The organism is Acidovorax sp. GW821-FHT09A11, assembly GCF_059418365.1.
Map to the genome: position 1 here is coordinate 28,451 of NZ_JBWKPS010000002.1, position 26,474 is coordinate 54,924.

The window sequence follows — 26,474 nt, forward strand, 5'->3', positions numbered from 1 at the left end:
AGCGCTTGATGGACAAGCGCCAGCGGCCATTTTCATCACTATTTTTGGCCTGAAGATCCGAATCCGCCGCCGCCCGGCGTGTGGATTTCAAACACGTCGCCCGGTTGCATCTCGGCCTGGCCGATGTGGTCCAGCAGCTCCACTCGGCCATCGCTGCGCACCACCTTGTTGATGCCCACGGCACCCGGCTGGCCGCCCGCCATGCCAAATGCGCCATGGTGGCGGCCGTTCGACAGGATGCTGGCCGTCATGGGCTCCAGGAAGCGCACGCGGCGGATGCCACCGTCGCCGCCCTTCCACTGCCCGGCGCCGCCCGAGCCCTTGCGGATATCGTAGCCCTCCAGCCGCACGGGGAAGCGGAACTCCAGCACCTCGGGGTCCGTCAGGCGCGAGTTGGTCATGTGGCACTGCACGACGCTGGTGCCTGCAAAGCCACCCGCCAATTGCCCGTTGGCATCCCACACGCCCCCCGCGCCGCTGCCGCCCGAGATCGTCTCGTAATACTGGTAGCGCGTGCTGCCAAAGGTGAAGTTGTTCATGGTGCACTGCCCCGCCGCCATCAGGCCCAGGGCGCCGTACAGCGCATTGGTGATGCAGGTGGAGGTCTCCACATTGCCCGCCACCACCGAGGCCGGCGGGTTGGGGTTGAGCATGCTGCCGGGCGGGATGATGACATTGAGCGGCTTCAGGCACCCCGCGTTGAGCGGAATGTCGTCATCCACCAGCGTGCGGAACACATACAGCACCGCCGCCATGCACACCGCCGTGGGTGCATTGAAGTTGTTCGTCTGCTGCGCGCTGGTGCCGGTGAAGTCGATGGTGGCACTGCGGCTTTGTGCATCCACCTTCACGGCCACGCTGATCTGCGCGCCGTTGTCCAGCGGCAGCGTGAACGCGCCGTCCTTCAGGCGCGTGATGACGCGGCGCACGGATTCCTCGGCGTTGTCCTGCACGTGGCGCATGTAGGCCAGCACCACGTCCAGGCCGAACTCGCCGACCATGCGGCGCAGCTCCTGCTGGCCCTTTTCGTTGGCCGCGATCTGCGCGCGCAAATCGGCCATGTTCTGCTGCGGGTTGCGGCTGGGGTACTCGCCGCTTTCGAGCAGAGCGACCATCTCCGCCTCGCGCAGCACGCCGCGCTCGACCAGCTTCACGTTGTTGATCTGCACGCCCTCTTCCTCGATGCGCGTGGAGAACGGCGGCATGGAGCCCGGTGTGGTGCCGCCCACATCGGCGTGGTGGCCCCGGCTGCCCACGTAGAACGTGGGCGCGGCCTCGTCGGCAAGGTAGACCGGCGTGATGACGGTGATGTCTGGCAAGTGCGTGCCACCGTGGTACGGGTCGTTGAGCACATACACATCACCCGGCTGCATCTTGCCCGCGTTCTCGCGGATCACCGTCTTGATGCTCTCACCCATCGAGCCCAGATGCACCGGCATGTGCGGCGCGTTGGCGATCAGGTTGCCCGCCGTGTCGAACAGCGCGCAACTGAAGTCCAGCCGCTCCTTGATGTTCACCGAGTACGCCGTGTTCTGCAGCTGCAGCCCCATCTGCTCGGCGATGTTCATGAACAGGTTGTTGAACACTTCGAGCAGCACCGGGTCCACCGTGGTGCCCACCGCATGCTGCACGGCACGGGCCACGCGGCGGTCGAGCAGCAGATGGTCCAGCTCGGTCAGCCGGGCCTCCCAGCCGGGCTCGACGATGGTGGTGGCGTTCTTCTCGGCAATGATGGCCGGGCCGGGGATCACATCGCCAGGGCGCAAGTCTTCGCGCACCACGAGCGCGGCGTCATGCCACGCGGCCACGCCGTCGATGCCGCCGGTGTACATGCGCACGGTGCTGCGGCGCGGCACCTCGCGCGCGGGCTGCAGCGTGTGGCGCGGCTCCACGGGCGCGTCGCCGGGCAGCACGGCCTCCACCGACACGGCCTCCACCACCAGGCCCTTGCCCTGCATGAGGAACGCAAAGCGCTGGCGGTAGGCGTTCTCGAACGCGGCGGTGATTTCGGCCAGCGAGCCCAACGGGACGATGAGCGCGGAGTCGCTGCCCTCGTAGCGCACGTGCACGCGGCGGTGCACCACGGCTGTGCCTGCACCCGCCTGCTGGCGCTCCAGCTCGGTGCGCGCGGTGGTGGCCAGTTGTTCCAGCGTGGCTTCGATACCCGTCAACGCCTCGGGCGCCAACTTGGCCTCCACCGCCTGCTCGCGGATCACGTTCTGGTCCGCCAGGCCCATGCCGTAGGCACTGAGCACGCCCGCCAGCGGGTGCACGAACACCCGCGTCACGCCCAGGGCATCGGCCACCAGGCAGGCGTGCTGGCCGCCCGCGCCGCCAAAGCATTGCAGCGTGTAGCGCGTCACGTCGTAGCCGCGCGCCACGCTGATCTTCTTGATCGCGTTGGCCATCTGCTGCACGGCGATCTGGATGAAGCCGTGGGCGACATCCTCGGCCTTGCGCCCCGCCTGCGTGGCAAGGCCATCAAATTTCTGCACCACGGCATCGCCATCCAGCGCCTCGTTGGCGCCGTGGCCAAACACCTTCGGGAAATGCGCGGGCTGGATCTTGCCCACCATCACATTGGCGTCGGTGACGGCCAGCGGGCCGCCCCGGCGGTAGCTGGCGGGGCCGGGGTTGGCGCCCGCGCTCTGGGGGCCCACGCGAAAGCGCGCGCCGTCGAACCCCAGGATGGAACCGCCACCGGCGGCCACGGTGTGAATGCTCATCATCGGGGCGCGCATGCGCACGCCGGCCACCTGGGTCTCGAACTCGCGCTCGAACTCCCCCGCGTAGTGGCTCACGTCGGTGGAGGTGCCGCCCATGTCGAAGCCGATCACCTTGGCGTGCCCCGCCAGCCCGGCGGTGCGCGCCATGCCCACGATGCCGCCCGCGGGGCCACTCAGGATCGCGTCCTTGCCCTGGAACACCTGCGCATCGGTCAGCCCGCCCGACGATTGCATGAAGAACAGCTTGACGCCCGGCATCTCGCGGGCGACCTGCTCCACATAGCGGCGCAGGATGGGCGAGAGGTAGGCGTCCACCACGGTGGTGTCGCCCCGGCTCACGAACTTCATCATGGGGCTGGTGGCGTGCGAGGCGCTCACCTGCGTGAAGCCCACCTCGCGCGCGATGCGCGCGGCGGCCTCTTCGTGCGCGGTGTAGCGGTAGCCGTGCATGAACACGACGGCTGCGCTGCGCAGGCCCGCGTCATAGGCGGCCCACAGGCGTTCCTTGAGGTGCGCCTCATCCAGCGGCTCGATCACCTCGCCGCGCGCGCCCACGCGCTCCTGCGCCTCGACCACGCGCTCGTACAGCAGCTCGGGCAGCACGATGCACCGGTCGAACAAACGCGGACGGTTCTGGTACGCGATGCGCAGCGCATCATTGAAGCCCTTGGTGGTGATGAGCAGCGTGGGCTCGCCCTTGCGCTCCAGCAGCGCGTTGGTGGCCACCGTGGTACCCATCTTCACGCACTCCACCAGTGCGGGCGTCACCGGCTCGCCAGGTGCAAGGCCCAGCAGGTGGCGGATGCCCGCCACGGCGGCGTCCTTGTACTGCTCGGGGTTCTCGGACAGCAGCTTGTGCGTGACCAGGCTGCCGTCGGGCCGCTTGCCCACCACGTCGGTGAAGGTGCCCCCCCGGTCGATCCAGAACTGCCAGCGGGACATGGGGGAAGGTTGGTTGGACATCTTTTGCTATGTTATTGATAGCTGTTTGCGCTTGTGCACCAAGCGCAGGAGCATTGTTGGATTGAAATACCGTGCGTGCCGCGGGTCACAGGGAGGCGGCCGAGCGCGCCGCCTGGTCGTACATGCCGGAAAGCACACGCAGCAACCGGGCCAGCTCGCCAATGTCGCGGTTGAGCGAATCGTCCGCCTGCAGCGCATCGATCAGGCAGCTCTCGCGGATCTCGCGGTAGCGCTGCACGTAGGCGCGGCCGGATTCGGTGGCGGCATAGGTCACTTCCTTGCCATTCTTCTGCGATGCGACGACCCCCAGGTTCTGCAGCTTCTTGAGCGCGTAGTTCACCAGGTGCGTGTCTTCCACGTTCATGATGAAGCAGATGTCGGCCAGGCGTTTGTCGCGCGCGCGGTGCGTCACGTGGTGCAGCACCACCACATCCAGCGGGGTCAGGTCCTTCAGGCCGGCAGCCGACATGCAATGCACCACCCAGCGGTGAAAGGCATTGCCCGCGACGATGAGCCCGAACTCGAACTCGCTCATCTCCGCGCTCTGCGCCGACACCAGGTGCGCGGACGACACGATCGGACCGGAATCGCCCTTGGCCTTGGCCCCTGGTTTCATGAACACCGCCTCCACAACAGTCGAATCTGGCACGGGATATGCATAGGCCATTGTAGGCAACTCGACAATGATTTGTTGGCAATTTGTCAGCGTTTAGGCAAAACACCTATGCCACGGCCGATTGCTTTCTATACAGTGGCTTACCCCCACGATCCACCTTGCGGAGCACTCCATGAAGCGTCGAATCTTCTCCACCACTGCCCTGGGAATGGCCCTGGCACTGGGCATGTCTGCCACCTCGGCCCAGGCCCAGGCCAAATGGGACCTTGCGGCCGCCTACCCGGTGAGCAACTTCCACACGGAGAACCTGATGCAGTTCGCCAAGGACGTGGACACCGCCACCGCCGGCAAGCTCAAGATCACCGTGCATGCCAACGCCTCGCTGTTCAAGGCCAACGAAATCAAGCGCGCCGTGCAGGGCGGCCAGGCGCCGGCGGGCGAAATCCTGCTGGGCAACTTCGAGAACGAAAACCCGCTGTACGGCGTGGACGGCATTCCCTTCCTGGCCACCTCGTATGCCGACTCCAAGCGCCTGTACGACGCGCAGAAGGCCTCGCTGGACAAGCTGCTGGGCACGCAGGGCATGAAGCTGCTGTATGCCGTGGCCTGGCCGCCACAAGGCATCTACTCCAAGAAGGAACTGGCCTCGGTGGCCGACCTGCGCGGCATCAAGTGGCGCGCCTACAGCCCCGCCACCGCCAAGATCGCCGAGCTGATCGGCGCGCAGCCCGTGACCATCCAGGCGGCGGAACTCTCGCAGGCCCTGGCCACGGGCGTGGTGGAAGCCACCATGACCTCCGGCTCCACGGGCTACGACAGCAAGATCTATGAAAGCATCAAGCTCTTTCACGACACCCAGGCCTGGCTGCCCAAGAACGCGGTCATCGTGAACAAGAAGGCCTTCGACGCGCTCGACAAGCCCAGCCAGGACGCCCTGCTCAAGGCCTCGGCCGAAGCCGAGACTCGCGGCTGGAAGGTCAGCGCCGAAAAGACCGAGTGGTACAAGAAGGCCCTCGCTGAAAAAGGCATGAAGATCGTCACCCCCGCGCCCAAGCTCATGGCCGACATGCGCCAGGTGGGCGAGATCATGCTGGCCGACTGGCTCAAGAAAGCCGGCCCGGAAGGCGAAGCGATCATCGCGGCCTACCGCAAGGGTGGCCCGGCCACGGCCGCTGCGGCCAAGAAGTAAGCCGTGACCATGCTGCGCCGCTGGCTCGACCGCATCTACCTCGCCGCCGGCGCACTGGGCGCGGCATTCATCGCGCTCATCTGCGTGCTCATGATCGCGCAGAGCATCATGCGCGAGCTGGGCCTGCGCACCGGTGCCATCAACGACATCGTGGCCTGGTTCTGCGCGGCTGCCGCGTTCCTGGCCATGGCGCATGCCTTCAAGCACGGCGACTTCGTGCGCGTGACGCTGCTGCTGGAAAAGCTGTCCCCGCGCCGCTGCCGCCAGCTCGAGGTGGTGTCGCTGGCCATCGGGTCCGTGGCCGTGGGCTACCTCATGTGGGCGGCCTGCAGCTACACCTACGAGAGCTGGGAGTTCAACGACATCTCCCAGGGCCTCCTGCCCATGCCGCTGTGGATTCCGCAGCTGAGCTTCGCGCTCGGCTCCATCCTGCTGTGGGTGGCCGTGGTCGATGAATTCATCATCGTGCTGCGCGGCGGCGTGCCGACCTTCGTGCGCGCCGTCGAAGAGCGCCATGCCAAGGGCGACTTTTCTTCTGATATCTAGAGAAGCCCCCCTGAGGCGCTGCGCGCCTTCCCCCGATGGGGATGCCACTGGTGGCCCGGCGAAGCCGGCTCCACGGTGGCACTGGCGTTTGGCAGCGCCGGTTTTTGCGGTGCGCTGGAAGCGCATTGCGGTGTGAGTACCGATAACAACAGGCTGCATCGGGCATAGCGCTCATCGGCCCAGAAAGTTCGATATGGATATCTTGATGGTGGGTGGCGTATTGCTGCTGCTCATGCTGGTGCTCCTGTCCGGCGGTGTGTGGATCGCCATGACCCTGGCGATCTGCGGCTGGGTCGGGCAGGCGTTCTTCACCTCCACGCAGCCGGCCAAGAATTTGTTCTCGGCGTTCTGGGAGAGCAACGCGAGCTGGGAGCTGGCGGCGCTGCCGCTGTTCATCTGGATGGGCGAGATCCTGTTTCGCACCAAGCTCTCCGAGGAGATGTTCGAGGGACTGCGCCCCTGGCTCAACCGCGTGCCCGGCCGGCTGATGCACACCACCATCCTGGGCTGCGGCATCTTCGGCTCGGTCTCGGGCTCGTCGGCGGCCACCTGCGCCACCATCAGCAAGGTGGCGCTGCCCGAGCTCATGAAGCGCGGCTACGACGAGAAGCTGGCGCTGGGCGCGCTGGCCACGGCCGGCACGCTGGGCATCCTGATCCCGCCCTCCATCACCATGGTGGTGTACGCCGTGGCCGCCGATGCCTCCATCATCCGCATCTTCCTGGCGGGCTTCCTGCCGGGCATCCTCCTGATGCTGCTGTTCTCGGGCTACATCGGCTGGTGGAGCCTGCGCAACCCCGACAAGGTGCCCGCCGCCGACCCGCCCTCCTCCCTGCGCGAGAAGATCCGCAAGTCGGGCAACCTGATCCCCGTGGGCGTGCTCATCGTGTTCATCGTGGCGGTGCTCGTCACGGGCTACGCCACCGCCACCGAGTGCGCGGCCTACGGCGTGGTGGGATCGCTGGGCCTGGCGCTGTGGAGCCGCTCGCTCACCTGGCAGAACTTCAAGGAAGGCCTGATGGGCACCACGCGCACCAGCTGCATGATCATGTTCATCCTGGCCGGCGCCGCCTTCCTCACCAAGACCATGGCCTTCACCGGCATTCCGCGCGAGCTGGCCCAATGGGTCAACGCCATGCACCTGTCGCCGTTCGCGCTCATCAGCGTGCTGGTGGTGGTCTACCTGGTGCTGGGCACCGCGCTCGACGGCATCAGCATGATCGTGCTCACCAGCGCCGTGGTGCTGCCCATGATCCAGCAGGCCGGCTTCGACCTGATCTGGTTCGGCATCTTCATCGTGCTGCTGGTGGAGATCGCCGAGGTCACGCCGCCCGTCGGTTTCAACCTCTTCGTGCTGCAGAACATGACCGGCAAGGACAGCAACACCATCGCGCGCGCCGCCATTCCTTTCTTCCTGTGCCTGGTGGTGTGCATCGCACTCATCACGATCTTCCCGCAGATCGTGACCATCCTTCCCGACCTGGTCATGGGCGTGGAGAAGTAGCCGCCCTCAGCCGGTCCACGCCGCCGCGCCCGGAAGGCTGCGGCGAGGCCGGCCCCGCCGCGGGGCGCAGGCCGTGAACGGCCGGCGTGGGCCACAATAGCGCCCGCATCCAATTTACGGGGAGTGATCGCACCATGCTCGCAGTCATGGCTATCTGCATCGGCGCCAGTCTGGGCGCGCTGGCGCGCTGGCGGCTGGGCATGTGGCTGAACACCGTGGGAGCGCTCATGCCCTGGGGCACGCTGGCCGCGAACCTCGTTGGGGGCTATCTGGTAGGCGTGTGCGTGGCCGTGTTCCAGGCCCTGCCCCAGCTGGACCCGGTGTGGCGGCTGGCCCTCGTCACAGGCTTTCTCGGCGGCCTCACCACGTTCTCCAGCTTTTCGGCCGAGGTCGTGGGCATGCTGCAGCAGCAGCGCTACCTGCTCGCGCTGGGCACCACCTCCGTGCACCTGCTCGGTTCGCTCACGCTGACCGTGCTGGGCATCCAAACTGCTACTCTTTTGCTAGCAGGGCGCGCCTGATCGTGCGTGATAATCGGGCACAACGGCCGCCAACCACCCCCCATTCAACCCACTGCCGACCCGCGCTCGCGCACCGGCCGGCCGCGTTTTCCTGATCTGCCATGGATGCCAACACCCAACTGAATGAACGCCGCCTGGCCGATGCCTGGGCGGAGCTGCAAAGCCACGCCGCCAACGGCAATCCGCTGCACGCCGACGCCTACCGGCTCGCGTTTGCAGACCCCGAATTCCTGTTCCGCCGCGAAACGCGCGGCATCCGCTTCCAGCTGGAGATGCTCAAGCCCGACCTCGGCCAGATCGAGCAGGGCATCGAGAACACCATCGTGGTCTACGGCAGCGCCCGTTTCGTCGCGCCCGACGAGGCCGCGTCCCAGCTGGCCGAAGCCGAGGCCAGCGGCGACGAAGTGCGCCTGCAGCGCGCGCACCAGGCCGTGCGCAACGCCCGCTACTACGACCTGGCCCGCCAGTTCGCTCGCATCGTCGCGGAACACAGCGAGCTGCAGCCGCCCGCCGACCGCATCTACATCTGCACCGGTGGCGGCCCCGGCATCATGGAGGCCGCCAACCGCGGCGCGCATGACGTGGGCGCGCTCAACGTGGGGCTGAACATAGCCCTGCCCCATGAGCAAAGCGGCAACCGCTTCATCTCGCCGACCCTGAGCTTCAAGTTCCACTACTTCGCGCTGCGCAAGATGCATTTCATGATGCGCGCCAAGGCCCTGGTGGCCTTCCCGGGCGGCTTCGGCACGCTGGACGAGCTGTTCGAGGTGCTCACGCTGGTGCAGACGAAAAAGGCCAAGCCCGTGCCCATCGTGCTGTTCGGCACGGACTACTGGAAGCGCCTGATCAACTTCGAGGTGCTGGTCGAACAGGGCACGATCTCGGCACAGGATCTGGGCCTGTTCCACTACACCGACGACCCGCAGGAAGCCTGGGGCCTGATCAAGTCGTTCTACCAGCTGTAGATCCGCGCTGCGTCGCGGCACGGTACGGCACCACCTGCCGGCGGCCGCGTGCGGGGGCGTGGCCTCCCGCCACGCTACTGCGGCCCGTGCGCTTTCTCCGGCTTCTCCCCGCCGATGCGCCACGCCAGCCGGGCGCCACCCAGCCCCGTCGCGCCCACGGCCCAGAACAGGCCGCTGACCCCGATCACCGCGCCGGCCGACCCGAACAGCAGCGGCATCAGCACGCTCGATGCATTGATGGCCATCAGCCGCAGGCCCAGCGCCTCGCCCTGGCGGTGCGATGGCGTGATCTGGTGCAGCAGGCTCATCACCATGGGCTGCCCGGTGCCCAGCGCAAAACCCAGCAGCACCGAGCACACCCCCATGGCGAATGCGCTGTCCAGCAGCGGATAGGCCCCGAACAGCACCGCCGTCACCAGCATGGCCCCCGCCATCACGCCGCGCTCGCGCAGGCGCTCGGCGACAAAGGGCATGAGCACGCGGATCACCGTGGCGGCGATCGCAAACGCGCCGAAGATGGTGCCGATCACCGCGGCCGACAGCCCACGCTCGTGCCCCAGCAGCGGCACCGCAAAAGCGTGCACGTCCCAGCATGAGGAGATCAGCCAGTTCACGATCAGCAGGCGGCGAAACGGCGGGTCGTTCAGCAGGTCCCACGCCCGCTGGGGCGGGCCGCCCGTGGCGGCGGCGACGCTGGGCAGTTCCTGCGTGCCGCGCACACACAACCAGCTGAGCAGCGGCAGCAGCGCAAGCAGCACGAAGGCCGCGCGGTAGCCCTCCAGGCTGCCCGCCGCGCCACCCGCGTGGTCGATGGCCAGGCCCGCGCAAAAAGGCCCGATGAAGTTGGACACCGCCGGGCCGATGGACAGCCAGCTGAACACCTGCTTGAGTTCGGTGGCGTCATGGACCGCGCGGCCGGCGTGGCGCTGCACCGCTATGGTGGCCAGGCCCGCCGCCGCACCGGTCATCAGCGCGGAGACACACAGCACGGGAAAGGTCGGAAACACCACCGCCAGCCCCGCGCCCACGCAGGCCACGGCCACCGAATAGCCCACGGGGCGCTTGAGGCCGCGGCGGTCCGCGTACCGGCCCGCGGGCAGGGCAAGGAACACCTGGGTGAGCGCGAACAGCGCCACCAGCAGCCCCACCGCCGCCGCGCTGTACCCTTCGCGCAGCGCCAGCAGCGGCGCGGCCAGGCGCATGCCGGCCATGCTGGCATGCACGCAGACCTGCCCTGCGATCAGACGGGCCAGTGCCCGGTTCACAGCGGGTCGTCCTCCGCGTCCAGTCCGGGCAGCGCCGCCGTGCCACCGCCCACGGGCAGCGGCAGGGTGGCGCCGGGGGGCGCCGGCAGGTCCTGCACATCACGCAGCTTGCGCTGGATGGCGCGGGTGCGCACCCCCACCTCGTCGAAACGCTTGGCCGCCGCGTCGATGGACTTCTTGGTGGCCTCCACCACGTCGCCAAACTTGGCGAATTCGGTCTTGACCATGCCCAGCAGGCTCCACACCTCGGACGAGCGTTTCTCGATGGCCAGTGTCTTGAAGCCCATCTGCAGGCTGTTGAGCATGGCGGCCAGGTTGGCGGGGCCGGTGATCATCACGCGGCAGTCGTTCTGGATGGCCTCGACCAGGCCGGGGCGGCGTATCACCTCGGCGAACAGGCCTTCGGTGGGCAGGTACAGCACGGCGAAGTCCGTGGTGTGCGGCGGCGAGACGTACTTGGCGAAGATCTTCTTGGCTTCGAGCTTGATCGAGGCCTCGAACGCGTTGCCGGCCGAGGCGATCAGCCCCTTGTCGGCCGCGTCCTGCGCGTCCATGAGCCGCTGGTACTGCTCCACGGGGTACTTGGAGTCGATGGGCAGCCACACCGGATGCTCGTCGCTCTTGCCCGGCAGGCGGATGGCGAACTCCACCAGCTCATCGCTGCCCGGCACGGTCTTGACGTTGCGCGCGAACTGGTCGGGCGTGAGCACGTTGTCGATGATGGCGCCCAGCTGCATTTCGCCCCAGGTGCCGCGCGACTTCACGTTGGTCATCACACGCTTCAAGTCCCCCACGCTGCCCGCCAGGGTCTGCATTTCGCCCAGGCCCTTGTGCACCTGTTCGAGCCGGTCGCTCACCAGCTTGAAGGATTCGCCCAGGCGCTGCTCCAGCGTGGCGTGGAGTTTTTCGTCCACCGTGCGGCGCATCTCCTCGAGCTTGGTGGAGTTGTCGGCCTGGATCGCGGCCAGCCGCTCGTTGAGCGCGTTGCGCAGCTGCTCCGCGTTTTGCTGGCTGCCCTGCACCAGCCCCGTGAGCTGCTGCGAGACCGCATCCTGCAGCACCGAGAACTGGTTCCTGATCTGGAAGCCATTGGCTTCCAGCTGGTCCTTGAGCGCGCTGGACATCGTGCCCAGCTGGGTCTGGATGTCGCCCTTGAGCGAATCGAGCGTGAGGCGCGTGGCCGCCTGCAGGGCCTCGAAGCGCTCCTGGATGCGCTTTTCGAACAGCGCGGCGCTTTCGCCCATCGCCTCGCGCGACTTGACGCTTTCGGCCGCCAGCGCGGCCGTGGTGGCCGTGAGTTCGGTGCGAAAGCCCACCAGGGTGGCCGACAGCTCGGTGCGCGCGGTGGCGGCATCGGCCTGGCCCTGCGCCAGATGGGCCAGCAGGGCCTTGCTGCTTTCTTCCAGCCGCCCGGCCACGGCATTCTGCAAGGCATCGAAACGCTGGGCCAGGGCCGCATCCTGCGCGGCCTGGCGCTGCTCCAGCCGCCCTTCAAACACGCCGAACGCCGCCAGCAGTTCAGCGCGGCCGTTGCGGGACTCGGCCACGGCCTGGGCCAGGCGCTCATCCACCGCGTGGCGCAGGGTCTCCAGCGTGGCCTGCGTGGTGTGCGTGAAGCCGCGCAGCTGCTGGCCCATGCCGTCCAGCGCGCCATCGTTCTTGGCCACGGCAATCTGCGTGGCCTGGGCGGTGTGTTCCAGCGCCTGCAGGCGGGCCAGCCACTCGGGCGGCAGATCGACGCGGGGGCGGCGAAGCATGAGCAGCACCAGCAAAACCAGCACGAGAGCCAGCGCGGCCAGCAGGATGAGGGTATCGGTAGTCAAGGCAGGAATACTATGTTTTTGATAGCTGCTTGCGAATATGAATAAAGCGCCAGCGGCCCTTTTTGCTTAAATTCTCGATGTCACTGCCGGCCACGCGGGCCGGGCACCGGCTGGTTCACCGGCGTGAGCGGCCCACGCCCCCCCAGGAAGGCGATCAGGTTGTCGGCCGCCAGGTTGGCCATGGCACGGCGCGTGGGCACGGTGGCGCTGGCAATGTGGGGCGTGAGCACCACGTTGGGCACGGTGAGCAGATCGGGGTGCACGCCGGGCTCGCCCTCGAACACATCGAGGCCCGCTGCCGCGATGCGGCCTTCCCGCAGCGCCGCGGCCAGCGCGGCATCGTCCACGATGCCGCCGCGCGCAATGTTGATGAGCGTGGCCGTGGGCTTCATGAGCGACAGCTCGGCGGCGCCGATGGTGTGGTGCGAGGCAGGCGTGTAAGGCACCACCAGCACCACATGGTCCGCGGTGCGCAGCAGATCTTCCTTGCCCAGGTAGCTGGCCTTGCATTCGGCCTCCAGCGCGGGCGGCAGGCGCGAGCGGTTGTGGTAGACCACCTTCATGCCAAAGCCGTGCGCGCCACGCCGGGCGATGCCCTGCCCGATGCGCCCCATGCCGATGATGCCCAGCGTGCTGCCGTGGATGTCGCTGCCGGCGAACATGTCGTAGCTCCACTTGGTCCACCGGCCGGCGCGCAGGTAATGCTCGCTCTCGGTCATGCGCCGGGCCGTGGCCATCAGCAGCGCGAAGCCGAAGTCGGCGGTGGTTTCGGTCAGCACGTCGGGCGTGTTGGTGCCCTGCACGCCGGCCGCCGTCATGGCGTCCACGTCGAAGTTGTTGTAGCCCACGGCCATGTTGGCCGCGATCCTCAGGCGCGGCGCGGCGGCCAGCAGGGCCGCGTCGATGCGCTGGCTGCCGGTGGTCAGCACGCCATCCTTGTCGGCCAGGCGCGCGGCCAGCTCGGCCGGGGTCCAGATCACGTCGTCCGGGTTGGCCTCGACCTCGAAGTGCGCGCGCAGGCGCTCCACGATGTCGGGGAAGATGGCGCGGGCGACCAGGATGCGGGGTTTGCTCATGAATCTTTAGTCTCCAATGTATCGATACGGTTGCCGTGCCTTGCAACTGGCGCGGCCCGCACCAGCGGCCACCGTGCAAGGGCTGCCCCGCTGCACTCTGGTGGCATCCCCCTTCCCATCGCGCAGCGATGAGAGAAGGGGGAAGCGGCGCAGCCGCTCAGGGGGATGGTCACTACCGGAACCAGATGAAGGTCATGACAATGAACAGCGGCACCAGAATGCCGCCCGACCACAGCATGTAGCCGAAGAAGCTGGGCATCTTCACGCCCCGGTCTTCCGCGATGGCCTTGACCATGAGGTTGGGGGCATTGCCGATGTAGGTGTTGGCGCCCATGAACACGGCACCCGCGGAAATGGCGGCCAGGGTGGGTGCCAGCGTGGTCATCAGCACCGCCGGGTCGCCACCCGCCGTGTTGAAGAACACGAGGTAGGTGGGCGCATTGTCGAGGAACGAACTCAGCAGGCCGGTGGCCCAGAAATACATGGCCGGGTCGGGCGCGCCGTCCGGCCGGGTCACCGCCGAGATGATGGCGCCGAACGGCCCCTGGTTCCCCGCCTTGAGCATGGCGATGACCGGAATGATCGTGAGGAAGATACCCGCGAACAGCTTGGCCACCTCCTGCATCGGCGCCCAGCCGAACTGGTTGTCGGCATGCACCTGCCGGGGGGTGAGCCACAGCGATGCGAGCGTCACCAGCACGAGCCCCGCATCGCGCACGATGCCCGGCAGCCCCACCAGGGTGCCCGCGACGTCGAACGCCACGCTCGACTTCCAGAAGCCGCTGAGCAGCACCAGCGCGACGACCGCGCCCAGCAAGGCGAAGTTGATCTTCCCGTCGAAGCCGATGGAACGGCTGTCGGGCGTCGGGTCGGCGGGCAGCACCTCCTCGCGGTGCCGGCAGTACCAGGTGTCCAGCAGGAAGAAGATCGCCAGCAGCGCACCGACCAGGAACAATGTTTCCGGAAAGATGTGGCCCACCGTCCAGAAGAAATCGACGCCCTTGAGAAAACCGAGGAACAGTGGCGGATCGCCCAGCGGGGTGAGCGAGCCCCCCGCGTTGGACACGATGAAGATGAAGAACACCACCACGTGCGCCACGTGCCGGCGGTTGTCGTTGGCGCGGATCAGCGGACGGATCAGCAGCATCGAGGCCCCCGTCGTGCCCATGAAGCTGGCCAGCAGCGCCCCGATCGCAAGCAGGGCGGTGTTGAGCCCCGGGCTGCCATGCAGGTTGCCGCGGATGTAGATGCCCCCCGCCACGGTGAACAGCGCCGTGAGCAGCACCACGAACGGGATGTACTCGGCCAGCAGCGCATGCACCAGGTTGGCCCCGGCCACGCCAGGGCCGAAGGCGATGGCGAACGGCAGCAGAAACGCCAGGCCCCACGCGGCCGCGACCTTGCCGAAATGGTGGTGCCAGAAAATGGGTGCCAGCAGCGGCATGAGCGCGATCGACAGCAGGATGCCCGCGAAGGGCACGCCCCACAGCACCGACAGGGTGCTGCCGTCCACATCCGCGGCCACGGCCAGGCCCGGCAACACGAGCAGGGTGATCAAGAGGCCCAGCGCGCGGGGCGCCGGCATCCGGGTGGCGCGGGCCATCATGCCACCGCGGGGATGTCGAACACCTGGCGCAGGTAGGCCAGGTATTTCTCGTCGTCGCACATGCCCTTGCCCGGCGTGTCGGACAGCTTGGCCACCGGCTGGTCGTTGCAGCGCGTCATCTTGATCACCACCTGCAAAGGCTCGTGTGCGGGCGGGCTGCCCAGGTCGTTGGTCAGGTTGGTGCCGATGCCGAACGCCAGCTGGCAGCGCCCCCGGAACTGCTGGTACAGCTCGATGGTGCGCGGGATGGTGAGCGCATCGCTGAAGATCAGCGTCTTGGTCAGGGGGTCCACCCGGTTCTTGCGGTAGTGGTCCAGGAGGCGCTCGCCCCAGGCGAACGGGTCGCCGCTGTCATGCCGCGCGCCGTCAAAGAGCTTGCAGAAGTACAGGTCGAAATCACGCAGGAAGGCACTCATGCCGTACACGTCGGACAGCGCGATGCCCAGGTCGCCGCGGTATTCCTTGGCCCACATCTCGAAGCCGAACACCTGGCTGTCGCGCAGGCGCGGCCCCAGGGCCTGGCAGGCCTGCAGGTATTCGTGCGCCATGGTTCCCAGCGGCGTCACGCCCAGCTTCATGGCATACAGCACGTTGCTCGTGCCCGCGAACTGGCCGGGGCCCGCGGGTGCGCCGGGGCGGCGGTCGCCCGTGCCCAGGCGGGCCACCAGCACCCGCAGCACCTCTTCGTGCCAGGCGCGGGAAAACCGCCGGCGCGTGCCGTAGTCGGCGATCTTGAGGTCCGACAGGCCCTCGCCCTGCAGCAGCGCGATCTTGGCATCCAGGCGCTTGCGGCCTTCCAGGAAGTCGGGCACCTTTTGCGTGTTGCGAAAGTAGACCTCGTTGACGATGGCCAGCACCGGGATCTCGAAGAGGATGGTGTGCAGCCAGGGCCCACGGATGGAAATGTCGATCTCGCCGTTGTGCTGTGGCGTGACGGTGATGTACTTCTCGTTGAGCTTGAAGAGGCCCAGGAAGTCCACGAAGTCGCTCTTGATGAAGCGCATGGAACGCAGGTAGGCCAGTTCGGCATCCTGGAACTGCAGGCAACACAGCGAGCGGATCTCGTCGCGGATCTCATTGACGAACGGCGCCAGCTGCACGCCAGGGTTGCGGCACTTGAAGCGGTATTCGACCTGAGCCCCCGGAAACTGGTGCAGCACCACCTGCATCATGGTGAACTTGTACAGGTCGGTGTCGAGCAGGCTGGTGATGATCATGGACGGGGCAGGCCTCAGACCGCGGGCTGGTCAGCAAAGCCTCAAAGTGTAGGCCATCGGGGCATCCCGCACCGTGCAGGGACTCTGCCCCCGCGCCACGGGCATGCGACGCCATGCGCTGGGGAAAAAGGCCCTTCGCGCCCTTGGGAGAAGCGCGAGAAGCTAACGGATCAATAGCAGGCCCGCCGGTGCTCAGCCGGCCACCACCAGCTCTTGCAGGACCTTGCGCAGGGCCTCTGGCACCGGCACGGGCCGGCGGGTCTCGCGGTCCACATACACATGGATGAAATGGCCGGCCGCAGCGGTCAGCGGCTCGCCCTGGGCAAACAGGCCCACCTCATACCGCACGCTGGAGCCGCCCAGCCGTGCAACCCGGATGCCGGCCTCGATCGTCTGCGGGAAGGCCAGTGGCGCGAAGTAGTTGCACTGGGTTTCAATGACCAGGCCTATGGTCTCGCCCGCATGGATATCGAGCACGCCTTGGTCGATCAGGTGGGCATTCACCGCCGTGTCGAACCAGCTGTAGTACACGACGTTGTTCACATGGCCGTACACGTCGTTGTCCGCCCAGCGCGTGGTGATGGGGCGAAAGGCCCGGTAGGCGCTGCGCGGCTGCGGGGACGGGCGGGCGGCCGGCGCGGACGCAGCGGCAGGGGTGGTGCTGGCGGCAGAAGTCATGGCCGCACATTCTGCCAGCGCTGGTGGTAGTGCCAGGCCACGCGCCAGGTGTTCAGCTGCGCCAGCACCGTGTCTTCCAGATTGCGGCCATAGCCCCCCGCCATCGCGAAAGCCAGGGGGATGCGGCGCTGCCACGCCCAGTCGAACACGCGCCGGTCGCGCGCCTCCAGGCCATCGTGGGTCACGGCCAGCCGCCCCAGGCGGTCTCCTTCGTGCGGATCGGCACCGGCCAGATAGAAAACGAGCTGGGGCGCGAACCGCTGCTCCAGGGTCTCGAGCGCCTGCTCCAGAGCCTGCAGGTAGTCGGGGTCGGCGCAGCCGTCGGGCAGTTCGACATCCAGGTCGCCGGGCTCCTTGCGGAACGGAAAATTGCGCGCCCCGTGCAGTGACAGCGTGAACACGCTGTGGTCGCCCCGGAAGATGTGCGCAGTGCCGTTGCCCTGGTGCACGTCGAGGTCGATCACCGCCACCCGCAGCGGGCGGGCCACGCGCCCCACGCCCTCCGTGCGCGCCCATTCCACCTGCATGAGCCGCGCGGCCACCGCCACGTCATTGAACACGCAGAAGCCGCTGCCCTTGTCCGCATACGCATGGTGCGTGCCCCCTGCAAGGTTGCCCGCAATGCCCTCGCGCAGCGCCACGCGGGCGGCGGCCACCGTCGCGCCCACGGACCGCCGTGCGCGCTCGGCCATGGCCTCGCTCCAGGGGAAGCCGATCTCGCGCTGGGCGGGAGGTGCCAGCGTGCCGTCGGCAATCGCATCGACGTACTCCGGCGTGTGGGCCAGCGCGAGCTCGCTGTCCGACGCGGGCATGGCCACCTGCAGCGACACGCCGGGCAGGTGCTGCGTGATGCGGTCGCGCAGCAGCCGGTACTTGGCCATCGGGAACCGGTGGCCCTCGGGAAGCGGCAGCACGAAATGGTCTGCGTAATAGGCATGCATGACGCGATTGTGGCAAGCGGCGGATTTCTGGGGCGCCGTCCCTAATTTGCTGCAGCGCAACAAAAACCCCTTGCAATACCACGCCAAGTGCCTAAAATTCATCCCATGCTGCACTGCAACATGACTCACTAGGTCAGGGCCAGCGCAGATGTCCGCGAACCACCTTGGCCCCCGGGCCCCATTTTTTAGGAGATATGACATGACGCTGACCGCTGAACAAATCCTGGCCTCGCACAAAGCCAACATCGAAACCCTGTTCGGTCTGACCACCAAGGCCTTCGAAGGCGTGGAAAAGCTGGTCGAACTGAACGTGACCGCTTCGCGCGCTGCCCTGTCGGAAGCCGCCAACCACACCCAGGCCGTCCTGGGCGTGAAGGACGCGCAAGAGCTGCTGGCCCTGCAAGCCGGCCTGTTCCAGCCACTGGCTGAGAAGACTGCCGCCTACAGCCGCCACCTGTACGACATCGCTTCGGGCACCGGCGCTGAATTCGGCAAGGCTTTCGAGAGCCAGGCCACCGACGCGCAAAAGGCATTCACCAACCTGGTGGACAGCGCCGCCAAAAACGCTCCCGCCGGTTCCGAAACCGCCGTGGCCGTGATGAAGAGCGCCGTCTCTGCCGCCAACAACGCTTTTGAATCGGTGCAGAAGGCCGTCAAGCAAGCGTCCGACGTGGCCGAAGCCAACTTCAACGCCGTGGCCAGCACCGCTGCCAACGCCGCCAAGACCGCTGCACCCCGCAAGCGCTAATGAGCCATCTGCGGTCTGGAGTGCAACCTCTAGGCCGCGTTCAGGGAATACCCTGATAATTCAACCACGCGCTGCGGAAGCCCTCCACAGCGCACCAGTTGTCTCCTTGGATCCTCTCGAAACCCCCGTTTCAGGGATCCTTTTAAAGCCCGGTTCATGACCGGGCTTTTTTTTGCCCGTGTCCTGGCAACACCCTTCCGGCTCTTGCGCTGAGTCAGGAATTCCCTCTGAATTCCTTGGCGCGCCCCAGACATTTATTAAGAATAATTCGCGTTTGTTTTATCATCGCCAGAGTTACAACCTTGAAAGACGCATCCATGTCGAAGACTGTGAAAGCCTTGTTGAGCGCGTGCACGCTGGCCGTTGCCGCCGGCGCCGTTTCCGCCCAGGACCAGGTGGTGAATCTCTACTCGGCCCGCCACTACTCCACCGACGAAGCGCTGTACAGCGGATTCACCAAGGCCACGGGCATCAAGATCAACCGCGTGGATGCGGACGACGCCGGCATCCTGGCACGCCTGAAGGCCGAAGGCACGGCATCGCCGGCGGACGTGATCCTGCTGGTGGATGCCGCCCGCCTCTACAAGGGGGAAGTCGACGGCCTGTTCCAGCCCATCCAGTCCAAGGTGCTCAGCGACGCCATTCCCGCCAATCTGCGCAGCGCGCCAGCGGCAGACGGGGGCATTTCCTGGTTCGGACTGTCCACGCGCGCACGCGTGATCGTCTACAGCAAGATCAAGGTGCAGAAGTCGGACGTCGACACCTATGAGGAGCTCGGCGACCCCAAGAACAAGGGCAAGCTGTGCATCCGCTCCGGCTCGCATCCCTATAACCTGAGCCTCTTCGGCGCCGTGACCGAGCATCTGGGCGAACAGAAGGCGGAGGCCTGGCTCAAGGGCATGGTGGCCAACCTGGCGCGCCCTCCCAAGGGCGGGGACACCGACCAGATCAAGGCCGTGGCCGCGGGCGAATGCGATATCGCCGTCACCAACAGCTACTACCTCGCGCGCATGATGCGCTCGACCAAGCCCGAGGACGTGGCCGTGGTCAACAAGGTCGGCGTGGTGTTCCCCAACCAGGATTCCTGGGGCACGCACCTGAACATTGCCGGCGGCGCGGTGGCCAAGCACGCCAAGAACCAGGCCAACGCCATCAAGTTCCTCGAGTATCTGGTCAGCCCTGAAGCGCAGAACTACTTTGCCAACGGCAACAACGAATGGCCCGCCGCCAAGGGCGTCAGCATCGACAACCCCGCGCTCAAGGCCATGACCGGCGGTGCGCCCTTCAAGAGCGAGACCATTCCGATCAGCGCGGTGGGCGCTAACACGACCAAGGTGCAGCAGATGCTGGACCGCGTGGGCTTCCAGTAACCCGCCCGTGCGGCCCCGCGGCGCGGGGTTTGCGCCAGGCCCGGCCTCGCCGGGCTTTTTTTCGCCTGTCGGAAACCAGGCGGATGCGCCATAATTGACGTTTACGTTAACGTCACTCACTGGAGACAGAACATGGACATCAAAGGCAAGGTTTTCATCGTGACCGGCGGCGCGTCCGGCCTGGGCGAAGGCACGGCGCGCATGCTGGCCGCCCAGGGCGGCAAGGTGGTCATTGCCGACATGCAGGCGGAAAAAGGCGAGGCCGTGGCCAAGGACATTGGCGGTGCCTTCGTGAAGTGCGATGTGAGCAGCGAGGCCGACGGCCAGGCCGTGGTGGCGAAGGCCGTTTCGATGGGCAAGCTGATGGGCCTGGTGAACTGCGCGGGCATCGCACCCGCGGAAAAGACGGTCGGCAAGAACGGTGCGCACGCGCTGGCCGTCTTCAGCAAGACCGTCACCGTGAACCTCATCGGCAGCTTCAACATGATCCGCCTGGCCGCCGAGGCGATGTGCAAGAACGACCCCGAGCCCACGGGCGAGCGCGGCGCGCTGATCTCCACCGCCAGCGTGGCCGCCTACGACGGCCAGATCGGCCAGGCGGCCTATTCGGCCTCCAAGGGCGGCGTGGTTGGCATGACCCTGCCCATCGCGCGCGACCTGGCCCGCAACGGCATCCGCAACATGACGATTGCGCCCGGCATCTTCGGCACGCCCATGCTCTTTGGCATGCCCCAGGAGGTGCAGGATGCGCTCGCGGCCGGAGTGCCCTTCCCCAGCCGCCTGGGAACGCCGCAGGACTATGCCAAGCTCGTGCAGCACATTTTCGAGAACGACATGCTCAACGGCGAAGTGATCCGCCTGGACGGCGCGATCCGGCTCGCACCCCGCTGATGCTATTCAATTTATAGCATCCAGCGCTTGTTGCGAAAGCGCTGGGACCATTTTCCCCCATGACTCCTGAGCCCTGGACTTGTCCGGGGCTTTTTCATGGAAGAACCGGGGCGGAGGCCGGGCGCTTCCCCCAGGCGCCATGGGGCGCGGCGGTGCGTCCGCCAGCCTAGGCCGCGTGCCGCTGCGGCGCCGGGCGCGGCGGCTGCGCGGCGGGCAGCACCGAATCCCCTGCACCCAGCGGCCGCTGCATCAAAACGGTGTCCAGCCAGCGGCCTTTCTTGAAGCCCACGGAGCGCAGTGCACCAATGCGCTCGAACCCCATGCGGGCATGCAATGCCATCGAGCCGGCGTTGTCATCGCCCTGCCCCACCACCGCGAGCATCTGGCGCCACGGCCCCGCCTCGCAATGCCGGATGAGTTCGCCCAGCAGCGCAGCCCCGAGGCCTCTCCCTGAAAGATCGGGCGCCACGTACACCGAGTCCTCCACCGTGTGGCGGTAGGCCACCCGGGCCCGGTACGGCGCGGCGTAGGCAAACCCGGCCACCATGCCGTCCAGTTCCGCCACCAGATAGGGCAGGCCGGCAGCCACCACGGCAGCGCGCCGTGCGCGCAGTTCATCAACCGTCGGAGGTATTTCCTCGAAAGAAGCCAGCCCGTGCAGCACGTGGTGGGCGTACAGCGCCTGGATGGCGGGCAGGTCGTTCTCGCTGGCGCCGCGCACCACGGGTGCGGAGCGCCCGGCGGCGGCTGCTGCGCGAGTCCGGTTCGGTGGCGCTGGCGGGGTGGATTTCAAGATGGGCAGGGGAATGGTCGTCGAGGTGTGCATGAACGACAGTGTGGCCAGCTTTCAGGCATAAAAGAAGCTTTCTCAAATTATGCAAAGTATGAGAAATTCTTTGCCATGGAACGCATCAATCTCGACCAGCTTCACGGCTTTGCCACGGCCCTTGAACTCGGCAGCTTCTCTGCCGCGGCGCAGCGCCTGGATCTCACCCAACCGGCCGTGAGCCTGCAGGTGCGCCAGCTCGAAAAGCGCCTGGGCACGCCTTTGATCGAGCGCGTCGGCCGGGTGCTGCGCCCCACGGCGGCGGGTGCCGAGTTGCTGGCCCATGTGGGCCGCATCGATGCGGTGGTGGCCGAGGCCCTGGAGGCCGTCTCCCGCCATGCCGACGGTGCCACCGGTCGCGTACGCCTGGGCACCGGCGCGACGGCCTGCATCTACCTGCTGCCACCGGTGCTGCGGTCGCTGCGGCAGTGCTTTCCCGGCCTCGACATCACCGTGCGCACCGGCAACACGGCCGACATTGTCCAGGCGGTGGAGGACAACACGCTGGACCTGGGACTGGTCACGCTGCCCGCCAGCGGGCGCATGCTGGAGGTGTCACCCCTGCTGGACGACCCGTTCGTCGCGATCGCCCCGCGAGGCACCGCGCTGCCGGCGCGGATTGGCGCCAAGGAACTGGCGCGGCATCCCGTGCTGCTGTACGAGCCCGGCGGCCACACCCGCCGGATCGCCGATGCCTGGTTCGCGCGGGCGGGGGTGGCACTGCAGCCGGCCATGTCGCTGGGCAGCGTGGAGGCGATCAAGGAGCTGGTCGCGGCCGGCCTGGGCTGCGCCGTGCTGCCGGGCATGGCCGTACGGGACGGGCACCAGGGCAACCTCGAAGTACGGCCACTGTCGCCACCCCTGCGCCGCACATTGGCCGTCGTCATGCGCCGGGACAAGCGCCTGCACCGGGGCCTGCGCGAAACAATGGCGGCCCTGCAGTCACTGGGATGAGGGAAGAGCAGGAGCCCGCCGCCATGCCGTCAATGCAGGGGTGGGTGGCAGTGACAAGACCGATATCCGCCATGAAACCCACAAAAACAACTGGAAATGGGCAAAGAAAAACGGACTGCAGCAATCAATACTGCAGTCCGTTTATTTGGACCACGACACAACCAGCGACGGGCTGTGCCATGTGAATCTGGCGGAGTGGACGGGACTCGAACCCGCGACCCCCGGCGTGACAGGCCGGTATTCTAACCAACTGAACTACCACTCCTGGCAGGCAGCTTTCGCTTGCATTTCATCAACACAAGCCAAGCGCTACAACTTGGCGACCCTACGGGGATTCGAACCCCGGTACTCACCGTGAAAGGGTGATGTCCTAGGCCTCTAGACGATAGGGTCAAAACCTTGGAACTAACCGATAACAAACCTTGGTGGAGGTAAACGGGATCGAACCGATGACCTCTTGCATGCCATGCAAGCGCTCTCCCAGCTGAGCTATACCCCCACGATTCTCTGGATGACACCAAAGAAAAACCCTTGCATATCAAAGACCTGCAAGGGTTTTTGACTGGCGGAGTGGACGGGACTCGAACCCGCGACCCCCGGCGTGACAGGCCGGTATTCTAACCAACTGAACTACCACTCCTGGCAGGCAGCTTTTCGCTTGCATCTCTCAATACAAGCCAAGCGCTACAACTTGGCGACCCTACGGGGATTCGAACCCCGGTACTCACCGTGAAAGGGTGATGTCCTAGGCCTCTAGACGATAGGGTCAAAACCTTGGAACTAACCGACAACAAACTTTGGTGGAGGTAAACGGGATCGAACCGATGACCTCTTGCATGCCATGCAAGCGCTCTCCCAGCTGAGCTATACCCCCACTGAATGACTCGAAACACACTGTGTTTGTTGTCATCATCTGAGCCTTGAATTATAGACAGATTTTTAGCGGTTTCGCAAACGCGCTACAACTTTTTCACGTCCGACCAATTCCAGCACGGCATCGACCGACGGAGTGTGGGCCGTGCCCACGGTCAGAACCCGCGCAGGCATGGCCAGTTGCGGCATTTTCAGTCCCTGGCTGGCAAGCACCTGCTTGAATGCAGCGCTGATGGAAGCCTTGTCCCATTCGCAGGCGGCCAGCGCATCGGCCAGCGCATCGAGCGCCGGGGCAATGGCTTCGGTGACGTGCTGTGCGCGCTCGGCATCCACCGGGGTCACGTCACCGTAAAACACCTGGGCCCAGTTGGCGAGCGCCACCGTCGTGTCGCACCGGTCCTTGAACAGCGCGCAGATCCGCGCGAGCCGGCCGTCGGCCAGTGCCTGGGCCGCAATACCGCGCTGCTGCAACTGCGGCGCCACCAGGGCGGCCAGCGCATCGTCGGCCATGGCCTTCAGGTGCTGGGCGTTCACCCAGCGCAGCTTGGCCTCGTCGAACTGGGCTGCGCTGCGGCCCAGGTGGTCCAGGTTGAACCATTCCAGGAACTGCGCGCGGCTGAATATCTCGTCGTCGCCGTGGCTCCAGCCCAGGCGCGCCAGGTAGTTGACCATGGCGTCGGGCAGGTAGCCCTCATCGCGGTACTGCGTGACGGGCTTGGCGCCATTGCGCTTGCTCATCTTCTCGCCCTGCTCGTTCAGCACGGTGGGCAGGTGGGCATACACCGGCGGTTCCTTGCCCAGGGCGCGGAAGATGTTGATCTGGCGCGGCGTGTTGTTCACATGGTCGTCGCCACGGATCACGTGGGTGATCTCCATGTCGATATCGTCCACCACGACGCAGAAGTTATAGGTAGGCGTGCCGTCGGGGCGCGCAATCACCAGGTCGTCGAGCTCGTCGTTGCTGATCTCGATGCGGCCCTTGACCTTGTCGTCCCATGCCACCACGCCGCCTTGCGGGTTCTTGAAGCGCAGCACGGGCTGGACGCCTTGCGGCACGGGCGGCAGGGTCTTGCCGGCCTCGGGGCGCCAGGTGCCGTCATACCGGGGTTTTTCCTTGGCGGCCATCTGCTTCTCGCGCAAGGCATCCAGCTCGGCCACGCTCATGTAGCAGGAGTACACATGGCCCGCCGCCTGCAGGTCGGCCAGCACCGCCTTGTAGCGGTCCATGCGCTGCATCTGATAGAACGGCCCCTCGTCGTGGTCCAGGCCCAGCCAGCGCATGCCCTCGATGATCACATCCACGGCGGCCTGGCTGGAACGCTCGAGGTCGGTGTCTTCAATGCGCAGGATGAAATCCCCTCCCGTCGCCCGCGCGAAGGCCCAGGGATAAAGGGCCGAACGGATGTTGCCCAGGTGGATGAAGCCCGTCGGTGACGGGGCGAAGCGGGTGCGCACGCGGCCCGTGCTGGAAGCAATGGTGGATGTTTCAGTCATGTCAATAAGTTCTGGCCCCTCTCGGGGCCAGTTTCAAGATTCAGTCCGTCCGAAGGCAGGGGCGCCAGGCGGCGCCCCTGCCCCGGTACCCGGCAATTCAGGGCAGGGCACGAGGCGCCCGCCCCCGGTCACGCCTCCTGCGCGTTCGGAAGCGCCAGGCGGGAAGTATCCTCCTCGCCCTCTTCCGTGCCCACGCGCCCCTCGTTCAGGCGGGCGATGTCGGCGGCGGTGATATCCCCCGTGACGTACACGCCGTCAAAGCACGATGCATCAAACCCCACGATGGACGCATTGAGCGAGCCCACGGCCTTCTTCATGCCATCCACATCCTGGTAGATCAGCGCATCGCAGCCGATGGCCTGGCGGATCTCTTCGACCGTGCGGCCGTGTGCCACGAGCTCGCTGCTGGTGGGCATGTCGATGCCGTACACGTTCGGGTAGCGCACCGGCGGGGCGGCGCTGGCCAGGTACACCTTGCGGGCGCCAGCGTCGCGCGCCATCTGCACGATTTCGCGGCTGGTGGTGCCGCGCACGATGGAATCATCCACCAGCAGCACATTGCGGCCCTTGAACTCGCTGGCGATCACATTGAGCTTCTGGCGCACGGACTTCTTGCGCACGCCCTGCCCCGGCATGATGAAGGTGCGGCCGACGTAGCGGTTCTTGACGAAACCTTCACGGTACGGAATACCCAAAAGGTGCGCCAGCTGTGTGGCGCTCGGACGGCTCGACTCGGGGATCGGGATGATCACGTCGATCTCATTGGGCGGCACGGTGGACACCACGCGCTTGGCCAGCGCTTCGCCGAGGTTCAGGCGGGCCTGGTAGACCGAAATCCCGTCGAGCACCGAGTCGGGACGCGCGAGGTACACGAACTCGAAGATGCACGGATTGAGCTGCGGGTTTTCCGCGCACTGGCTGGCATGCACCTTGCCATCGAGCGTGATGAAGATCGCCTCGCCAGGATCGATGTTGCGCTCGAACACATGCGAGGTGCCCTCCAGCGCCACCGACTCGCTGCCCACCATCACGGTGCCATCCTGGCTGCGCCCCATGGCCAGCGGGCGGATGCCATGCGGGTCACGAAAGGCCAGCAGGCCATGGCCGGCGATCAGCGCGATCACGGCGTAGGAGCCCTTGATGCGCTTGTGCACGGCTCGCACCGCCGTGAAGACGTCCTCGGGCTGCAGCGGCACGCCGCGGGTCGACCGCTCCAGCTCATGCGCGAACACGTTCAGCAGGACCTCGGAGTCGCTTTCAGTGTTCGTGTGCCGGTGGTCGGTCAGGAACAGTTCGGTGCGCAGCTCGCGGGCATTGGTCAGGTTGCCGTTGTGCACCAGCACGATGCCAAAGGGGGCGTTGACGTAGAACGGCTGGGCTTCTTCCTCGCTGTAGGCGTTGCCTGCGGTCGGATAGCGCACCTGGCCCAGGCCCACATTGCCCGGCAGCGCCCGCATGTTGCGGGTGCGAAACACATCGCGCACCATGCCCTTGGCCTTGTGCATGAAGAATTTGCGGCCCTGCTGGGTCACGATGCCCGCTGCGTCCTGGCCGCGGTGCTGCAGGAGCAGCAATGCGTCATAGATCAGCTGATTGACGGGCGCTGGACTGACGACGCCGACGATTCCACACATAGTTGTATTCCATCCGTTTGCGGGAACAGCCCCGCGGCAACCTCGCAG

The 26,474-nt window shown here is 66.4% G+C and carries 21 protein-coding genes and 6 tRNA genes; 9 read left to right on the top strand and 18 right to left on the bottom strand.

Annotated elements, in window-relative coordinates:
• Window positions 1–38: 38 nt before the first annotated feature.
• Entirely contained in the window at window positions 39–3,689 is a 3,651-nt protein-coding gene (locus AC07PV_RS04075; RefSeq protein WP_494629501.1) for a hydantoinase B/oxoprolinase family protein, read from the bottom strand.
• 85 nt (window positions 3,690–3,774) lie between these two features.
• Window positions 3,775–4,305, bottom strand: coding sequence for a winged helix DNA-binding protein (locus tag AC07PV_RS04080; RefSeq protein WP_218297492.1), 531 nt, complete (start codon window positions 4,303–4,305; stop codon window positions 3,775–3,777).
• Window positions 4,306–4,477: 172 nt separating this feature from the next.
• Here AC07PV_RS04080 and AC07PV_RS04085 point away from each other — a divergent pair, with 172 nt between their 5' ends.
• The 5 genes from AC07PV_RS04085 to AC07PV_RS04105 all read left to right on the top strand — a co-directional run bounded on the left by AC07PV_RS04085 (window position 4,478) and on the right by AC07PV_RS04105 (window position 9,030).
• Window positions 4,478–5,494, top strand: a complete 1,017-nt coding sequence (locus AC07PV_RS04085; protein WP_218297493.1) for a TRAP transporter substrate-binding protein — start codon at window positions 4,478–4,480, stop codon at window positions 5,492–5,494.
• A gap of 9 nt (window positions 5,495–5,503) precedes the next feature.
• A complete protein-coding gene (locus tag AC07PV_RS04090; protein ID WP_218297597.1) occupies window positions 5,504–6,040 on the top strand; it encodes a TRAP transporter small permease in 537 nt (178 codons plus the stop codon).
• Between the two features lie 193 nt (window positions 6,041–6,233).
• Window positions 6,234–7,544, top strand: coding sequence for a TRAP transporter large permease (locus AC07PV_RS04095; RefSeq protein WP_218297494.1), 1,311 nt, complete (start codon window positions 6,234–6,236; stop codon window positions 7,542–7,544).
• Window positions 7,545–7,678: 134 nt separating this feature from the next.
• Window positions 7,679–8,065, top strand: coding sequence for a fluoride efflux transporter CrcB (gene crcB, locus AC07PV_RS04100; protein WP_218338755.1), 387 nt, complete (start codon window positions 7,679–7,681; stop codon window positions 8,063–8,065).
• A 101-nt stretch (window positions 8,066–8,166) separates the two neighbouring features.
• Window positions 8,167–9,030 carry an LOG family protein gene (locus AC07PV_RS04105; protein ID WP_218297496.1) on the top strand — a complete coding sequence of 288 codons (864 nt, stop codon included), beginning with the start codon at window positions 8,167–8,169 and terminating at the stop codon, window positions 9,028–9,030.
• 74 nt (window positions 9,031–9,104) lie between these two features.
• Here AC07PV_RS04105 and AC07PV_RS04110 read toward each other — a convergent pair whose 3' ends face one another.
• From AC07PV_RS04110 to AC07PV_RS04140, 7 genes are all read right to left on the bottom strand, one after another.
• Window positions 9,105–10,295 (bottom strand): MFS transporter, encoded by a 1,191-nt coding sequence (locus tag AC07PV_RS04110; protein ID WP_369642361.1) that lies wholly within the window; start codon window positions 10,293–10,295, stop codon window positions 9,105–9,107.
• The gene (locus tag AC07PV_RS04115) at window positions 10,292–12,118 is read right to left on the bottom strand and encodes a DNA recombination protein RmuC (protein WP_218297498.1); all 1,827 of its coding nucleotides are present in this window, start codon (window positions 12,116–12,118) and stop codon (window positions 10,292–10,294) included. The genes AC07PV_RS04110 and AC07PV_RS04115 overlap by 4 nt, the downstream gene beginning before the upstream one ends.
• Before the next feature lie 80 nt (window positions 12,119–12,198).
• Window positions 12,199–13,194 (bottom strand): 2-hydroxyacid dehydrogenase, encoded by a 996-nt coding sequence (locus AC07PV_RS04120; RefSeq protein ID WP_218297499.1) that lies wholly within the window; start codon window positions 13,192–13,194, stop codon window positions 12,199–12,201.
• Window positions 13,195–13,366: 172 nt separating this feature from the next.
• Window positions 13,367–14,779: a sodium:proton antiporter gene (locus AC07PV_RS04125; protein ID WP_494629856.1), complete on the bottom strand. Its 1,413-nt coding sequence runs from the start codon at window positions 14,777–14,779 to the stop codon at window positions 13,367–13,369.
• Between the two features lie 17 nt (window positions 14,780–14,796).
• Window positions 14,797–16,017, bottom strand: a complete 1,221-nt coding sequence (pncB, locus tag AC07PV_RS04130) for a nicotinate phosphoribosyltransferase (protein WP_218297501.1) — start codon at window positions 16,015–16,017, stop codon at window positions 14,797–14,799.
• Between the two features lie 192 nt (window positions 16,018–16,209).
• Window positions 16,210–16,695 (bottom strand): acyl-CoA thioesterase, encoded by a 486-nt coding sequence (locus AC07PV_RS04135; protein ID WP_369642359.1) that lies wholly within the window; start codon window positions 16,693–16,695, stop codon window positions 16,210–16,212.
• Window positions 16,692–17,636 (bottom strand): histone deacetylase family protein, encoded by a 945-nt coding sequence (locus AC07PV_RS04140; protein WP_494600824.1) that lies wholly within the window; start codon window positions 17,634–17,636, stop codon window positions 16,692–16,694. Before AC07PV_RS04140 ends, AC07PV_RS04135 begins: the two co-directional genes overlap by 4 nt.
• A 199-nt stretch (window positions 17,637–17,835) precedes the next feature.
• Between AC07PV_RS04140 and AC07PV_RS04145 the strand changes: the two genes are divergently transcribed.
• The 3 genes from AC07PV_RS04145 (at window position 17,836) to AC07PV_RS04155 (ending at window position 20,645) form a co-directional block, all read left to right on the top strand.
• A complete protein-coding gene (locus AC07PV_RS04145) occupies window positions 17,836–18,384 on the top strand; it encodes a phasin family protein (RefSeq protein ID WP_094290910.1) in 549 nt (182 codons plus the stop codon).
• Window positions 18,385–18,701: 317 nt separating this feature from the next.
• Complete coding sequence (locus AC07PV_RS04150) at window positions 18,702–19,754, top strand: extracellular solute-binding protein (RefSeq protein WP_218338760.1); 1,053 nt, start codon at window positions 18,702–18,704, stop codon at window positions 19,752–19,754.
• A gap of 132 nt (window positions 19,755–19,886) precedes the next feature.
• The gene (locus tag AC07PV_RS04155; RefSeq protein ID WP_218297505.1) at window positions 19,887–20,645 is read left to right on the top strand and encodes a 3-hydroxyacyl-CoA dehydrogenase; all 759 of its coding nucleotides are present in this window, start codon (window positions 19,887–19,889) and stop codon (window positions 20,643–20,645) included.
• A gap of 166 nt (window positions 20,646–20,811) precedes the next feature.
• Here the strand turns inward: AC07PV_RS04155 and AC07PV_RS04160 are convergent, their stop codons facing one another.
• Window positions 20,812–21,471 carry a GNAT family N-acetyltransferase gene (locus AC07PV_RS04160; RefSeq protein WP_492246203.1) on the bottom strand — a complete coding sequence of 220 codons (660 nt, stop codon included), beginning with the start codon at window positions 21,469–21,471 and terminating at the stop codon, window positions 20,812–20,814.
• A 75-nt stretch (window positions 21,472–21,546) separates the two neighbouring features.
• Here AC07PV_RS04160 and AC07PV_RS04165 point away from each other — a divergent pair, with 75 nt between their 5' ends.
• The gene (locus AC07PV_RS04165; RefSeq protein WP_492246202.1) at window positions 21,547–22,425 is read left to right on the top strand and encodes a LysR family transcriptional regulator; all 879 of its coding nucleotides are present in this window, start codon (window positions 21,547–21,549) and stop codon (window positions 22,423–22,425) included.
• A gap of 188 nt (window positions 22,426–22,613) precedes the next feature.
• Here AC07PV_RS04165 and AC07PV_RS04170 read toward each other — a convergent pair.
• The 8 genes from AC07PV_RS04170 to purF form a co-directional block, all read right to left on the bottom strand.
• A tRNA-Asp gene (locus AC07PV_RS04170) sits at window positions 22,614–22,690 on the bottom strand.
• 52 nt (window positions 22,691–22,742) lie between these two features.
• A tRNA-Glu gene (locus AC07PV_RS04175) sits at window positions 22,743–22,818 on the bottom strand.
• Between the two features lie 30 nt (window positions 22,819–22,848).
• Window positions 22,849–22,924 (bottom strand) — tRNA-Ala (locus AC07PV_RS04180).
• A gap of 64 nt (window positions 22,925–22,988) precedes the next feature.
• A tRNA-Asp gene (locus tag AC07PV_RS04185) sits at window positions 22,989–23,065 on the bottom strand.
• A 52-nt stretch (window positions 23,066–23,117) separates the two neighbouring features.
• Window positions 23,118–23,193, bottom strand: a tRNA-Glu gene (locus AC07PV_RS04190).
• A 30-nt stretch (window positions 23,194–23,223) separates the two neighbouring features.
• Window positions 23,224–23,299 (bottom strand) — tRNA-Ala (locus AC07PV_RS04195).
• A 65-nt stretch (window positions 23,300–23,364) separates the two neighbouring features.
• A complete protein-coding gene (gene gltX, locus AC07PV_RS04200) occupies window positions 23,365–24,792 on the bottom strand; it encodes a glutamate--tRNA ligase (protein ID WP_218338763.1) in 1,428 nt (475 codons plus the stop codon).
• Between the two features lie 128 nt (window positions 24,793–24,920).
• Window positions 24,921–26,426, bottom strand: a complete 1,506-nt coding sequence (gene purF / locus AC07PV_RS04205) for an amidophosphoribosyltransferase (RefSeq protein ID WP_218297509.1) — start codon at window positions 26,424–26,426, stop codon at window positions 24,921–24,923.
• Window positions 26,427–26,474 lie beyond the last annotated feature (48 nt).